General features: G+C 72.4%; 13 protein-coding genes and 1 pseudogene. 8 read left to right on the forward strand and 6 right to left on the reverse strand.

The window, feature by feature from the left end; translation table 11 throughout:
• The first annotated feature begins 412 nt into the window (after nucleotides 1–412).
• Nucleotides 413–1201 (forward strand): SAM-dependent methyltransferase, encoded by a 789-nt coding sequence (locus GT030_RS10370; RefSeq protein WP_086695355.1) that lies wholly within the window; start codon nucleotides 413–415, stop codon nucleotides 1199–1201.
• Between the two features lie 256 nt (nucleotides 1202–1457).
• Complete coding sequence (locus GT030_RS10375) at nucleotides 1458–2165, forward strand: FAD binding domain-containing protein (protein WP_161200855.1); 708 nt, start codon at nucleotides 1458–1460, stop codon at nucleotides 2163–2165.
• 59 nt (nucleotides 2166–2224) lie between these two features.
• On the opposite strand, the gene GT030_RS10380 is transcribed toward GT030_RS10375, so the two are convergent.
• The 3 genes and pseudogenes from GT030_RS10380 to GT030_RS10390 all read right to left on the reverse strand — a co-directional run bounded on the left by GT030_RS10380 (nucleotide 2225) and on the right by GT030_RS10390 (nucleotide 5217).
• Nucleotides 2225–3946, reverse strand: coding sequence for an MFS transporter (locus GT030_RS10380; RefSeq protein WP_161200845.1), 1722 nt, complete (start codon nucleotides 3944–3946; stop codon nucleotides 2225–2227).
• Between the two features lie 72 nt (nucleotides 3947–4018).
• A complete protein-coding gene (locus GT030_RS10385; RefSeq protein ID WP_161200846.1) occupies nucleotides 4019–4480 on the reverse strand; it encodes a MarR family transcriptional regulator in 462 nt (153 codons plus the stop codon).
• Nucleotides 4481–4564: 84 nt separating this feature from the next.
• Nucleotides 4565–5217: pseudogene (locus GT030_RS10390) on the reverse strand (biliverdin-producing heme oxygenase).
• A 236-nt stretch (nucleotides 5218–5453) separates the two neighbouring features.
• Here GT030_RS10390 and GT030_RS10395 point away from each other — a divergent pair.
• Nucleotides 5454–6959: a cytosine permease gene (locus GT030_RS10395; RefSeq protein ID WP_161200847.1), complete on the forward strand. Its 1506-nt coding sequence runs from the start codon at nucleotides 5454–5456 to the stop codon at nucleotides 6957–6959.
• Nucleotides 6960–7038: 79 nt separating this feature from the next.
• Here the strand turns inward: GT030_RS10395 and GT030_RS10400 are convergent, their stop codons facing one another.
• On the reverse strand, nucleotides 7039–7215 hold the full coding sequence (locus GT030_RS10400; protein ID WP_161200848.1) for a hypothetical protein: 177 nt from the start codon (nucleotides 7213–7215) through the stop codon (nucleotides 7039–7041).
• 202 nt (nucleotides 7216–7417) lie between these two features.
• Here GT030_RS10400 and GT030_RS10405 point away from each other — a divergent pair, with 202 nt between their 5' ends.
• Complete coding sequence (locus GT030_RS10405) at nucleotides 7418–7822, forward strand: SseB family protein (RefSeq protein ID WP_161200849.1); 405 nt, start codon at nucleotides 7418–7420, stop codon at nucleotides 7820–7822.
• Between the two features lie 180 nt (nucleotides 7823–8002).
• Here GT030_RS10405 and GT030_RS10410 read toward each other — a convergent pair whose 3' ends face one another.
• Complete coding sequence (locus tag GT030_RS10410) at nucleotides 8003–8404, reverse strand: MarR family transcriptional regulator (RefSeq protein WP_161200850.1); 402 nt, start codon at nucleotides 8402–8404, stop codon at nucleotides 8003–8005.
• 233 nt (nucleotides 8405–8637) lie between these two features.
• Between GT030_RS10410 and GT030_RS10415 the strand changes: the two genes are divergently transcribed.
• The 4 genes from GT030_RS10415 (at nucleotide 8638) to GT030_RS10430 (ending at nucleotide 11902) form a co-directional block, all read left to right on the forward strand.
• Complete coding sequence (locus tag GT030_RS10415; RefSeq protein WP_161200851.1) at nucleotides 8638–8922, forward strand: helix-turn-helix domain-containing protein; 285 nt, start codon at nucleotides 8638–8640, stop codon at nucleotides 8920–8922.
• A gap of 223 nt (nucleotides 8923–9145) precedes the next feature.
• Nucleotides 9146–9982 carry an undecaprenyl-diphosphate phosphatase gene (locus GT030_RS10420; RefSeq protein WP_161200852.1) on the forward strand — a complete coding sequence of 279 codons (837 nt, stop codon included), beginning with the start codon at nucleotides 9146–9148 and terminating at the stop codon, nucleotides 9980–9982.
• Between the two features lie 118 nt (nucleotides 9983–10100).
• Nucleotides 10101–10859 (forward strand): FadR/GntR family transcriptional regulator, encoded by a 759-nt coding sequence (locus GT030_RS10425; protein ID WP_161200853.1) that lies wholly within the window; start codon nucleotides 10101–10103, stop codon nucleotides 10857–10859.
• Nucleotides 10860–10918: 59 nt separating this feature from the next.
• Nucleotides 10919–11902 (forward strand): asparaginase, encoded by a 984-nt coding sequence (locus tag GT030_RS10430; RefSeq protein ID WP_202459933.1) that lies wholly within the window; start codon nucleotides 10919–10921, stop codon nucleotides 11900–11902.
• A gap of 4 nt (nucleotides 11903–11906) precedes the next feature.
• Here the strand turns inward: GT030_RS10430 and GT030_RS10435 are convergent, their stop codons facing one another.
• Nucleotides 11907–13097 (reverse strand): serine hydrolase, encoded by a 1191-nt coding sequence (locus GT030_RS10435; RefSeq protein WP_161200854.1) that lies wholly within the window; start codon nucleotides 13095–13097, stop codon nucleotides 11907–11909.
• Nucleotides 13098–13522 lie beyond the last annotated feature (425 nt).

Consider the following 13522-nt stretch of genomic DNA (forward strand, 5'->3'; position numbering starts at 1 on the left):
TTTCGGCGCCGCGCGCCGGCCCCGGCCACGCCGGACCCCGTCGGCGCCGTCGGCGGCACCCGTGGCGTCATCGGCGTCCGCCCCCCGCCCTGCCTCGGTCACGACAGGTCTCCCTCCCCACTCGGCCTTGCTCGCGCGGGCAGACGGACCGGCCGGAATCGGTGACCATCAGGTGGCACCGATGGCCAATTTGTTACCCCCTGGCCCCGTGTCTGCCCGCGAGCTTCACAAATTATCAGCTAATACTTTCGAAACCTGGAGACCAGGGTCGGTCATGGGTCACACCCGGCCGGGCAGGTGATCGCCGCCGGTCACCCACCTGGTCAACTCCCGTGCCCCACATGCAGAATGACGACCACCACTAGATGATCGTCTGTGTTCGCACCGGCCAGAATCATGACGGAGCCCGCCCATGACCACCGGCACCCCCGCCCCTCGGCAGATCGACACCAGCACGGCGCACCCCGCGCGGGTATACGACTGGCTGCTCGGCGGCAAGGACAACTACCCCGTGGACGAAGCGGTGGGGGAGCGGCTGCCCGCCGAGGCACGGGACGGCGCCCGGCAGAACCGTGCCTTCATGAACCGCGCCGTCGCCTGGCTCGCCGCGCAGGGCATCGACCAGTTCCTCGACATCGGCACCGGCATCCCGACCGAGCCGAACCTGCACCAGATCGTCCAGCGGATCGTGCCGACCGCGCGGATCGTCTACACCGACAACGACCCGATCGTGCTGCGGCACGCGGAGGCGCTGCTCGTCGGCCGCCCCGAGGGCGCCACCCAGTACGTGGAGGCCGACGTCCGCGACCCGGCCGCCATCATCAAGAACGCCCGCCAGACGCTCGACTTCGACCGGCCCATCGCCCTGTCCCTGATCGCCCTGATGCACTTCATCAACGACGACCAGGACCCGTACGGGCTCGTCTCCAACCTTCTCGCCAACCTCCCCTCGGGCAGCTACCTGGTCCTCTCCCACGCCTCCTCCGACATCTTCCCGGAGCTGTCGGCTCAGGTCACCGCCGAGTACGCCAAGGGCGGCATCCGGCTCGGCTTCCGCGACCGCGCGGGCGTCGAGCGCTTCTTCGAGGGCCTGGAACTGGTCGAGCCCGGCCTGGTCACGGCCACCGAGTGGTTCAAGGACGGCGAGGTTCCGGCGGCCGAGAAGAGCGGGATCTACGCGGGGGTGGCGCGCCTGCCCTAGGGCGCGCCAGGCCTCGCGTGCCAGGCCGGACTTTGCGGACGCGTCCGAGCAGTCCCGCTGTGTGCCGGGCCGTCAGGCGGGCCCGCGGCGTGGGTCCGTGTGACACGGCTGCGGGCCTGTCCAGCGGGGTGGTGGAGGGGGGCGCTCGGGGCGCGCGACGGTGAGCCCTGTACGCGCCCCTCCGGAGGCGGCGAGAATAACTCCGGCCGCGGAGGCGGCCGTTCGCCGGACCCCGAGGAAAGGCAGGTTGGCCACCGTGCTGCTGCGTCTGCCCACGTCCATGTCCGAAGCGCGGGACCACCTGGCCCAGGGAGCCGTGCCCGTGGGCGGCGCCACCCTGGTCTGGGCCACCTGGCAGCGCGACGGGTTCCCGGCCCAGGCCGTGTCACTGCGCGAACTGCCCGAGGCCAACGTCCTCGGCCCGGAGGAGCTGGGCGGCGCCGTCGTCCTCAACCGCGTCGACGACCGCGTACCCGAGGTGCTGCGCCGCGCGGCGGGCTCGGTCGGCACCGGCGCCGTACGCCGCGCGGCCACGGTCGGCGGCAACATCGCGGGCAGCACCCTGCGCTGCCTCCTCCCGGCGGCCCTCGTCCTGGACACCCGCGCCACGGTCCTGACCTCCACCGGGGTGTACGACACCGACCTGGCCGAGGTCGTCGCCAAGAGCCCCGTCCTGCTCAGGCTGAGCTGGCGCACCCCCGTGGCCAGCGCCTACCGCAAGCACGAGGGCGAGCCCGGCGGACCGCCGCCCCTCGTCGTCGCCTCCGCCCTGCACGCCCTGGGCGAGGGCCGATTCCGGCTCAATATCGCCGTACGCGACGGCTACGAGGTCGTCAGCGAGAGCACCGAGTGCGGCACCGACCCCGAGGAACCGCTGTCGGCACTCGGACCCACGCTCCTGAGCGACGTCCCGGCCGCCCGCACGGCGGTCCACGACCAGATCAACGGGCTGCTGGCCCGCTGAACCGGACACCGGAAAGGGGGCCACGGCTCCACACCGTGGCCCCCTTCGCCGTACGCCGCTCAGACCGCGCTGTCGCGCAGCTCCGCCAGCGCGTCCTGGGTCAACTGCCGGGGCGCCGACTCCGCTTCCACCAGCAGCACGTCACAGGGCGCGCCGTGGGCGAGGGCGGAGGTGATGCTGCCGTCCGCGAACTGGGCCAGCGGCCCGCGCGGCGAACGGCCCACCGCCACCGCCCGCGCACCCACCCGCGCCGCGTGCTCGGCCAGCACCCGCCCGGCCGCGGCATGATCGCCCACGCTGGTGAGCACCTGCCCCGACGCGGTCACCCCGTGCGCGGCCAGCCGGGCGAGATGGGCCGAGACGGCCGCCCGCGCCTCCTCGGCACCCTCCGGCTCCACGGCCTGCTCCTCCACCACGACCGTCTCCCGGACGTGCACGACCTCCAGCGGGCTGCCGGTCTCCCGCGCGAACCGCGCCGCCGCGTCCACGATGGCGGATGCCCCGCCGTGCGCGCCGACCGCCACGATGACCCGCGGCACCCCCGCCCGCACAGGCGCGCCGACCACGGTGAGCGAGGGCGTGACGACCGGCTCCTCCTCCGGCCGCTCCTCCGCCTTCCGCAGCAGCCCGTGCCCGCTGGCCAGCACCGGCACAGCCAGCACGAAGGTCGCCGCACCCAGGTAGAACGGCACACTCAGATCCGTGGCGTCGGCCAACTTGCCCGCGACGAACGGCGCGAGACCACCGCCGATGAACCGCAGGAAGCCGTACGCCGAGGACGCCACCGGACGCTCGACGGGGGAGACGAGCATGACGGCCTGCGTGGTCAGGGTGTTGTTGATGCCGATGAAGCAGCCCGAGGTGATGACCGCCACGATGACCACCGTCGGACTGCCCACCCCGGCCGCGATGACCGCCATCACGACGCCGAGGCCCAGCAGGTTGGCGTACAGCACCGGCGCCGTGCCGAAGCGGGCCTGGAGGCTCGGGGCGAAGAACACACTGAACGCGGCCACCAGCAGACCCCAGCCGGTGAACACCAGGCCCAGCTCATGGGCGCTCAGCTTCATCGGGTAGGGCGCGTAGCCCAGCATGGTGAAGAAGCCCCAGTTGTAGAGCAGCGCCATGATGCCCATCATGAGCAGACCGCGGTGGCGCAGCGCCTTCAGCGGGGCGATGGGTGACGTCGGCCGGGCGGGCTTCGGCATCGAGGGGACGAAGGCCAGCGTGGCCACCAGCGCCACGGCCATCAGCGCGGCCACCCCGAAGAACGGCCCCCGCCAGCTGATTGCCCCCAACTCCCCGCCCAGCAACGGCCCGACGGCGATGCCGAGGCCGAGCGCGGTCTCGTACAGGATGATCGCGCCGCCGAACCCGCCGCTGGCCGAGGCGACGATGACGGCGAGCGAGGTGGCGATGAAGAGGGCGTTGCCCAGACCCCAGCCGGCCCGGAAGCCGACGATGCCGTTGATCGAGTCGGTGCTGCCGGCCAGCGCCGCGAAGACCACGATGACCGCCAGGCCGACCACCAGGGTCCGCTTGGCGCCGAACCGGCTGGAGAACCAGCCGACGAACAGCATGGCGACGGCCGTCACGATCAGATAGCTGCTGAACAGCAGGGACACCTGGCTCGGTGTGGCATGCAGACTGTCGGCCAGGGCGGGCAGGATCGGGTCGACGAGCCCGATGCCCATGAACGAGATCACACAGGCGAACGCCACGGCCCAGACGGCCTTCGGCTGCCGGAACGGGCTCGCGGCCCTTTCACGCGGTGCACTCATTACCGCTTTTCTCCAGTCGTGTCGCTCTCCCCGGCCCTGCCGTGGCGGCGCCGGAGAGATCCGACGGATGGCTCAGGAACGCTCCTGTATCGCGCGGGCCAGGGCCGGCAGCGCGACCCGCACGGCCTGCCGCTCCGGCTCGGACAGCGCACCGACGAGCTGTCCCAGCGCTTCGGCCCGCTCGGCCCGGCGTTCCCGGAACACCTCCTCGCCCAGCTCGGTGACCTCCACCAGCACACCCCGCCCGTCCGTGCGGTCGGCGACCCGCCGCACCAGCCCCGCACGCTCCATGCGGGTGACGAGCTGGGTCATGTTCGGCTGGGTGGCGTTCTCCGCCCGCGCCAGCTCGGTCAGCCGCTGCGGCCCCTCGCGGCCGAGCCTCCCGAGCGCCGAGGACGCGGCGGTACTGAGCCCGCCGGCCGTGGCGCTGCGCCGCACATGACGGACGAGCTGCTCCACGGCGGTCATCAGATCCTCGGCGGAGGTCCCGCCGGAACCTCCGGCGGGACCGCTGTCCATAACCCGCTTATGCATAAGGTCATTATGCAGGTGTGTGTACGGTGAATCAAGTTTTTTCGAGAGGTGCGAGGCGGGGAGCCGAGCCCGCCGAGGAACGTGTCAGGCGGTGGCCGGGAAGAGGGTGCCGAGGTCGGTGAAGACGGCGTTGTTCAGCGCGAACGCCGACCGGCACTCCTCCACCACGCGCCGCTTCTCCAGCTCGTCCACCGGCAGCTGGTCGAGCCGCGCGCGGTACTCGCGCTTGAAGGCGGCCGGGTTGTCGATGCCCTCGAAGACGTAGAAGCGGACGCCGTCGCCCTTGCTCTCCAGCCCCAGGTCCGCTCCGCGATGCGCCGGATCACCTGACCGCCGGACAGATCGCCCAGGTAACGGGTGTAGTGGTGGGCCACATATCCGGCCGGCCAGCTCGCGGCGACCTCGCGGATGCGGGCCGCGTACCGCTCCGTCGCGGGGAGCGGGGCCACCCGGTCGCGCCAGTCCGCACCCAGGAGGTGCCGCAGGTCGCGCTCCAGTGCGGCCACCCGCCGCAACTCCGGGCGCAGGAACGGGCCCGCGACCGGATCGGCCTCCAGCGCAGTGGCGGAATCCTCCAACGCGCGATAGATGAAGAGGAGTTGCTCGGTGTACCTGACGAAGGCGTCCATGCCGAACCGGCCGCCGAGCAGATCGTTCATGAACGGCGCCTGCTCGGCCTCGGTGTGCCGGTCCTGGCCGGCGGTGCGGATGACCGAGGAGAAGGGGGGTGTCGACAAGGCTGCCTCCCTGGCAGAGCTCACGGTCACGCACACGACCGGAGGCCGCCGCGTTGCCGACCGGATGCCGGCAACATGATGAGGGTCGCCTAACCTCATGCCATTCCCGACGACAGCCAAACCTCTCCCGACCGAATGCCCCGGTCAGACCCCCGGGCTGACGCCGGGTCGTTCCTTGCGCCCCCTCATCCACCCGCCTAGCTTGGACGCGACACGTCAGGACAGGTAGGTCGCCGATGACGCAGCCGCAGCACCCCCAGGACCGCGGAGCCGACGGCCGCCAGATCCACCTGGAGACCCACGGCCTCGACGTCATCGGGGACGCGGACCGCAAGGGCACCCCGAGCCATCTCTTCTGGCCCTGGTTCGGCGCCAACGTCAGCGTTCTCGGCCTCAGCTACGGCGCCTTCGCCCTCGGCTTCGAGATCTCCTTCTGGCAGGCCCTCACGGCCGGAATCCTCGGCATCGTCGCCTCGTTCCTGCTCTGCGGCCTCATCGCCGTCGCGGGGAAACGGGGCTCCGCGCCCACCATGGTGCTCAGCCGCGCCGCCTACGGAGTACGCGGCAACCGCCTGCCGTCCGTCATCTCCTGGATACTCACGGTCGGCTGGGAAACCGTACTCGCCTCGCTCGCCACCCTCGCCACCGCCACCGTCTTCAGCCGCCTCGGCTGGGGCGGCGGCACCGAGACCAAGGCCGTCGCCCTCCTCGTGGTCGCCGCGCTCACCGTGGTCGGCGGCGTCATGGGCTTCGACCTGATCATGCGCCTCCAGACCGTGATCACCGTCATCACCGGCGTGCTCACCCTGGCCTACGTCGGCCTCGTCGCCGACCACGTCCACTGGTCGACCGTCAGCTCCGTTCCGGCCGGCTCGCCCCAGCAGTTCATCGGCGCGCTGGTGTTCATGATGACCGGCTTCGGGCTCGGCTGGGTCAACGCCGCCGCCGACTACTCCCGTTACCTTCCGCGCTCCTCCTCCAGTCTGGGCGTCATCGGCTGGACCACGCTCGGCGCCTCCGCCGCCCCGCTGCTCCTGCTGGTCTTCGGCCTGCTGCTCGCCGGGTCCTCCGACGAGCTGAGCCTGGCCATCGCCGCCGACCCCATCGGCGCGCTGACCACCCTCCTGCCGACCTGGTTCCTCGTCCCCTTCGCCCTGGTCGCCGTGCTCGGCCTGGTCGGCGGCGCGGTGCTGGACATCTACTCCTCCAGCCTCGCGCTGCTCTCCGCCGGACTGCACGTGCCCCGCTACCTGGCCGCCCTCGTCGACGGCGTCCTGATGATCGCCGGCTCCGTGTACATCGTGTTCTTCGGCGGGGCCTTCCTCGGCGAGTTCATGGGCTTCCTCACCACCCTCGGCGTTCCCCTCGGCGCCTGGTGCGGAGTGATGCTCGCCGACCTCGTGCTGCGCCACCGCGACTACGACGAGGGCGACCTGTTCCGCCCCGACGGCCGCTACGGCGACACCCCCGCCCCGCCCCTCGCCCTCACCGTCGGCGCCACCGCGATCGGCTGGGGCCTGGTCACCAACACCGCCGCGGCCTGGCTGAGCTGGCAGGGCTACCTCCTCGGCCCGCTCGGCCTCGGCGGCCGGTCCGGCCAGTGGGCGTACGCCAACCTCGGTGTCCTCGTCGCGCTGGCCCTCGCCTTCCTCGGCACCCTGCTGCTGGGCCGGAAGCGGGTCCGCGCCCAGGAGGCACTCCCGCCGAGCCCGGCCCTGGTCCAGGGGATGTACGGCGCGTGAGGCCGGTACCGGGGCTGCCCGCCGCCATCGACATGCAGCGCGTCTTCGCCGACCCGGGCAGTCCGTGGGCCACCCCGCGTTACGCCGAGGCGGCCGCGGGGGTGGCGCGGCTCCTGTCCGCCTTTGAAGACCGGGCGCTGTTCACCCGGTTCCTCGCCGCTCCCGGCCGGCCGCCCTGGCCGCCGCCGACGCGGGCGTCGAGGCCGTGGTTGTCGCCGTCGCCGTCGCCTGCGCGGGCGTGGACGACGAGGCGCACGTCAAGGCGCTGCGCGTACTGGATCTTGGCCCTGGGGGGGGTGTGGCGGTCTGCCGTCCGATCGGGTGAACCGCCCGTGAAGGGCTCCGGCGCGGTGGAGACCTGTGCGCATGGTCCGTGGCCGGATGGGTACGCGGCCGGGAGCGCGCTCGGGCCCCGGTCCGGCGTGAGCCCGTACGACCGCACTACCTGGGGATGTGCCATGGAGACACCCGCGCACGACGACCTTCCGACGCCGACGCCCGCCCAGCAGGCGCTGGACGTGCTGGCCGCCAACACCGACGACCAGGCCGCCCTTGAGACCCTCGCGCACAGCGACGTGCTCGTCCCGATGCCCGACGAGGCCGTGGACGCGGAGGGCGCCGACTCCACCATGGTCGCGCTGCCGGTGCTCGAGCAGCCCGGCGGAGAGCAGGTGGTACCCGTCTTCACCTCGGAACTGGAGATGGCCGGGCTGCTGCCCTCCGTCTCCCGCTACCGCCTCATCCAGCTCGGCGCCCTCGCCTCCCAGTGGCCCGAGGAGGAGCTGTCGCTCACCATCGACGGCAGCTCGGACCACGGGCTGACGCTGACCTCGCAGGGCGTGCGTTCACTGTTGGCGCGCTGAATCGCCTGACGTATGGCGGAGTCGCACATGGCGGCTTCGCCATACGGGCGTGTCCGGGGGTATGTGGCGCGCCTATGTGTGGCGCACCCATGTGGGGAGCGTCTCTGTGGGCTGCGCCTGCGGGGGCTGCGCCTGTGTGGGCAGAACTCATGTGCCCTGCGCCCAGGTGCGAGCCGGAGGTCAGTCCGAGGAATCCGCCAGCATCCGCTCCAGCACGCCCCGCTGCAGCGGCAGCACCTCCGCGTGCAGCTCGCGGCCCCGGCGGGTGAGGCTGACCCACACTCCGCGCCGGTCCTCCGCGCACACCGTGCGCTCGACCAGCCCCTCCTTCTCCAGCCGTCCGATCAGCCGCGACAGCGCGGACTGGCTGAGGTGGACCCGGCCGACCAGGTTCTGCACCCGGCAGTGGTCGCCCTCGGCCGGCGCCTCCGTGGACAGGAGGTCCAGCACCTCGAAGTCGCTGGCACCCAGCCCGTGCGGGTGCAGGGCGCGATCTATCTCGCACATGGTGCGCGCGTGCACCGCGAGGATGTCCCGCCAACGTTCCTCGAGCCGGGCGCCCTCGCCCGTCTTCACTGCCATACCCGCACGGTAGCACCGTTCCAGCCAATCGTTGACTGTGCAACTAGTACCGGCGCAAGCCGCCGTACGGGCGACCCCGCCCCCCGGCCTCAGCGCGTCTCCTCGTGGCCCGCGCCGCTCTCCGTCGGGTACCGGACAACCCGCCCCGAGAGCCGGACGCGCCACCGTCGCCTGCGCCACAGTGGGACCACGGGACACGAGCAGCCCAGGAGCCGGGGGAGGGGGGTGCACGCATGACGGGCACTCCCTCGGGCCGGATACGGCAGACCGTCCTGCACTGGCTCAAGGACCCGGCCGCCCATTTCCCCCCGGCGAGCCTCGATCCCCTCGGCGCGGGTGTCACCCCGCGCGCGGTCGCCGCCAAGCTCGGCGTGCCCCGCCGTACGGCCGCCGCCCATCTCGACTTCCTCGCCCGCCTCGGCCTTCTGCGCAGCAGGCGCCGGCTGCTGCGCACCTACTACCGCCGCGACGAGGCCCGGATCGCCGAAGTGGCCCAGCTCTTCGAGAAGAACTGGTGACCCTCACTTCTCGGGCAATACGGGCGTCCACGGTAAGAAGTCGTTGTGAGGGTGGTGGGTTCCGCCCGCAGCACGGGTGGCGGCGTTCCGTCCCACACCCCTGGTGCCTCTACGCTGCCGTACGCGCGGGCGGCGCTCCGGAGCGGTCCGCGCCGGTGCAGTACGGGCGCGCCAAGACGTGTCCGCACCGCCGTCGGACCCCCTCTCCCCAGAACTGGAATCCATGAGTGCCATCTCTGTCGGTCAGGCCGTCGTCCTCGGAGTAGTCGAGGGGGTGACCGAGTTCCTTCCGGTGTCCTCCACCGGTCACCTGAAGATCGCCGAGGGACTCATGCACATCCCCGTGGACGACAAGTCCGTGGTCGGGTTCTCCGCGGTGATCCAGGTCGGCGCCATCGCGGCCGTGCTCCTGTACTTCATCAAGGACATCAAGCGGATCGTCAGCGCCTGGTTCCGGGGCCTGTTCAACTCCGAGGAGCGCTATCACCACGACTACAAGTTCGCCTGGTGGGTGATCGCGGCCACCGTCCCGATCGTCGTCGTCGGACTGGCGGCCAAGCCGCTGATCGACGGTCCGCTCGCCTCCCTCTGGGTGGTCGCCGGCTCGCTGATCGTGGGCTCCGGCGTCATGTGGGCAGCCGACCAGATGGGCCGCCACAAGCGCGGTGAGGACGACACCTCGTTCAAGGACGCGATGCTGGTCGGCTGCTCGCAGATCCTCGCGCTGCTCTTCCCCGGCTTCTCCCGCTCCGGCGCCACCATGTCGACGGGGCTCATCCTCGACCTCGACCGGGTCGCCGCCACCCGCCTCTCCTTCTTCCTCGGCATCCCGGCCCTCACCGGCGCCGGTGTCTACGAGCTGAAGGACGCCCTGGGCGCCGGCGTGGGCGCCGCCCCGCTGGCGGTCGGCACCGTCGTCTCCTTCGTCGTCGCCTACGCCTCCATCGCCTGGCTGCTGAAGTTCGTCGCCAAGCACTCGTTCAACGCCTTCGTGATCTACCGGATCGTCGTCGGCGTGGCGCTGATCGGCCTGCTGGCCACCGGCACGCTCAGCAACTGAGGCGAGCGCGTCACCGCACGGGGTGCGGACGTCCGGACGAGCCGGGCGTCCGCACCCCGTCGGCGTCCCGGATCGTCCCGCCTTGACAGGTTCTGGCCTCAGACCGCACCATCGCCCGGTGAACCTGTCAGACAGCCAGACAGGTGGTCCGGCCCCCCGACGCGTCAGCGCCCTGGAAGCGGTCCTCGGCCACCTCCGCGGCGCCATCGAGCGCGGCGAGTACCCGATCGGCGACAAGCTGCCCTCCGAGGCCGAGCTGTGCCGCACCCTGGAGGTCTCCCGGCCAGTCGTCCGCGAGGCCCTGCGCGCCCTGCACACCATGGGGCTCACGGTCTCCCGCACCGGCAGGGGCACGTTCGTCGTCGCCGACGCGGTGCAGGACCCCACCTTCGGCGACTACACGGCGGGTGACCTGCTGGAGGTCCGCCGGCACGTCGAGGTCCCGGTCGCCGGGTACGCCGCGCGGCGCCGTACCCCGGAGGACCTGGACCGGCTGACCCTGCTCCTGGACCGCATGGAGCGGGAGACGGACACCGCCGCCTGGGTCGCCATGGACACTCTCTTCCACCTCGCCGTCGCTGAGGCCGCCCACAACCCGGTCTTCCGCAAGGTGATCGAGGAGATCCGGGACGCCCTCGCCCGCCAGTCGGCCTTCCTCACCGAACTGGGCGGCCGCCGCGAGCAGTCCGACCGCGAGCACCGCGCACTCGTCGACGCGCTCGCCGCGGGCTCCGAGGACGATGCCGTCGCCGCCATGACCCACCATCTCGACCGGGTCGCCACGACCCTCACCCGAATCGTCCGCCCCACCGGCACCGCCACACCCCCGGCGCTGCCCGTACCGGGCGGCCCCGAGACCACCGGAGCCGACGCGTGACCCATGTCCAGGCCCTCCCCGACCCCGTGACCCCGGCAGCGACACGGGCCGGCTCCCTCCTGGGCGCCCCCCTCCTGCGCGAGCCGGGCCACGCCCCCGTCGTCCACCTGGTGCGCGGTGGTGTGATCGAGGGCGTCCACCACGGCTCGGTCGTCGTTCTCGGCGCAGACGGCGAGGTGCGGTTCCGGCTCGGCGACATCGAGGCCGCCTTCTACCCGCGCTCCGCTCTCAAGCCCCTCCAGGCCGTCGCCATGCTGCGGGCGGGCCTGCCCCTCGACGGCGACCTGCTCTCCCTGGCCGCCGCCAGCCACTCCGGCGAGGAACGCCACCTCGACGGCACCCGGCGCATCCTGGACCTCGCCGGACTTGCCGAGGCCGAGCTGCGCAACACCCCCGACATGCCGTTCGACCCCGTCGTCCGCGACAGCTGGGTCCGCGAGGGCCGGGGCCCGTCCCGGCTCGCGCAGAACTGCTCCGGCAAGCACGCCGCCATGCTGTGGACCGCGAAGCTCAACGGCTGGTCCCTGGACGACTACCTCGACCCGGCCCACCCCCTCCAGCGGGCCGTCGCCGGGACGGTCGAGGACCTCACCGGCCAGCGGATCGCGCACGTCACCGTCGACGGCTGCGGCGCGCCCCTGTTCGCCGTCTCCCTGCAGGGACTCGCCCGCGCCCTCGCCCGCATCACCACCGCCGCCCCCGGCACGCCCGAGGCCCGCGTGGCGGACGCGATGCGCGAGCACGCGGAGATGGCCTCCGGAGTCCGCCGTGACGTGGCCGCCCTGATGCGGACCGTGCCCGGCCTGCTCGCCAAGGACGGCTTCGAGGGCGTGCAGGTGGCCGCGCTGCCCGACGGCCGCGCCATCGCCGTGAAGATCGCGGACGGCGCCGACCGGGCCCGCGTCCCCGTCGCCGCGGCCGCCCTCGCCCACGCCGGAGTCGACCCGGACCTCCTCACGGAGTTCGCGGGCGCACCCCTGCTGGGCGGGGGGCGGCCGGTGGGAGCGGTGCGTACGGTGCCGGCGCTGGACCTCGCCTCCTGACCGGTCAGGCTTTGGTGCCGCTGCCGCTCCCGGTGTCCTTGCCGCTCTTGCTGCGCAGGGCCAGGGTGACGCCGGCCGCGCCGAGGACGACGATGCCGGCGATGGTCGCGGTCCGCGTCCAGTCGGTGTCGTCGTCCGGTGCCGGGGAGGTGGCGGCCGCCACGGGGATCGCGGAGTGCGTGGGCTGAGGGGTGGCGCGCAGCCCGTCCAGCGAGCCCACCGGGTCCACCCGTCCGGCCGCGGCGAAGCCCCAGTCCAGCAGTTGGCGCGCCTCCTCGTACACGGCCAGTCCGCCGCCCTCCTGAGGGTTCATCACCGTGACCACCAGCGTGCGGCCGCCCCGGCGGGCGGCGGCGACCAGGGTGTTGCCCGCGTTGCTGGTGTAGCCGTTCTTGATCCCGATGATGCCGGGATACGGGGCGACGCCGTCCTCGCCGCTCAGCAACCGGTTGGTGTTCTCGATGGCGAACGGCCAGCCGTCACCGGGGAACTCGGCCTGCACGGTGGAGCAGTACCGGGCGAAGTCGGGGTTCTGCAGCCCGGCCCGCCCGAACACCGCCAGGTCGAACGCCGAGGACACCTGGCCGGGGGCGTCGTAGCCGTCCGGGGAGATCACATGGGTGTCCATGGCGCCCAGCGTGCGGGCCTTGGTCTGCATCTTCGCGACGGTGGTGTCCACACCGCCGTCCAGGGCCGCCAGTACGTGCACGGCGTCGTTGCCGGAGCTGAGGAACACCCCGCGCCACAGGTCAGCCACCTGGTAGGTGTGGCCCTCCTCCACACCGACCAGGCTGCTGCCCTCGCCGACGTCCGCCAGTTCCTGGTAACTCACCTTGTGCTGCTGGGTCGCGGGCAGCGTCGGCAGGACGGTCAGGGCGAACAGGGTCTTCAGGGTGCTCGCGGGCGGCAGCTTGCGGTGCGCCCCGTCGGCGGCGAGCACGTCGCCGCTGTCGGCGTCGGCCACCAGCCAGGAGAGCGCCGAGAGCTGCGGTGTCTCGGGTGCACCGGCGCGCGGGCGCACCTGGACGCCGGAGCCGTAGAGCAGGGACGGCTGCGGGACGGCCGCCCGTGGTGCGGGTGGCGCGGGTTCCCCGCCGCTTCCGGTGGCGGCGGCCGCGGGCGCGAGGGCCAACGCTCCCACCATGCACAGGGAACAGAGGGAAACGGTCGCCCGACGTGAGAATCCGGTGCTCATATGATCAACGTAGGAAGGTCGGCGAGGTGCGGCGAGCTGCCCGCGCCGGACGGCTGACCCGAGCAACCCGGATGCCGCACTCGGGGTCCGTGCGGCGGTGCGCCCTGAGTGGCCGCTGTGGGTGTGCTGTGAACACACCCCTATAGCTACTGAGGTGTGACCGAGCGACATGGTAGGGCGCCCCATGGTGCGGCGCCCCACGTGCCCCGCCCTCATGACCAGTGTCCGGATGCCGTAACGATCCCGGTCGAGGGGGATACTTGTGCGCGTACTGTGCCCTATCGTCACGACATGTCCACGCCACCGCAGCAGCCCGCGCAGCCGGCCGACCGGCCGCCGCAGCCCGGACCGCCCGCGCAGCAGCCCTCCGTCCCGCCCCAGCCGACCGCGTACCCCTACCCGAGCCCGCAGTCCGCGCCGCCGGT

This window comes from Streptomyces sp. SID1328, assembly GCF_009865595.1.
GTDB classification, from domain to species: Bacteria; Actinomycetota; Actinomycetes; order Streptomycetales; family Streptomycetaceae; genus Streptomyces; species Streptomyces griseoluteus.

Bases quoted from the DNA above. Each gene is read 5' to 3' on its own strand.
- GT030_RS10370 (WP_086695355.1), top strand. From the start codon at position 413: ATGACCACCGGCACCCCCGCCCCTCGGCAGATCGACACCAGCACGGCG.
- GT030_RS10380 (WP_161200845.1), bottom strand. From the start codon at position 3,946: ATGAGTGCACCGCGTGAAAGGGCCGCGAGCCCGTTCCGGCAGCCGAAG.
- GT030_RS10385 (WP_161200846.1), bottom strand. From the start codon at position 4,480: ATGCATAAGCGGGTTATGGACAGCGGTCCCGCCGGAGGTTCCGGCGGG.
- GT030_RS10395 (WP_161200847.1), top strand. From the start codon at position 5,454: ATGACGCAGCCGCAGCACCCCCAGGACCGCGGAGCCGACGGCCGCCAG.
- GT030_RS10405 (WP_161200849.1), top strand. From the start codon at position 7,418: ATGGAGACACCCGCGCACGACGACCTTCCGACGCCGACGCCCGCCCAG.
- GT030_RS10410 (WP_161200850.1), bottom strand. From the start codon at position 8,404: ATGGCAGTGAAGACGGGCGAGGGCGCCCGGCTCGAGGAACGTTGGCGG.
- GT030_RS10415 (WP_161200851.1), top strand. From the start codon at position 8,638: ATGACGGGCACTCCCTCGGGCCGGATACGGCAGACCGTCCTGCACTGG.
- GT030_RS10420 (WP_161200852.1), top strand. From the start codon at position 9,146: ATGAGTGCCATCTCTGTCGGTCAGGCCGTCGTCCTCGGAGTAGTCGAG.
- GT030_RS10435 (WP_161200854.1), bottom strand. From the start codon at position 13,097: ATGAGCACCGGATTCTCACGTCGGGCGACCGTTTCCCTCTGTTCCCTG.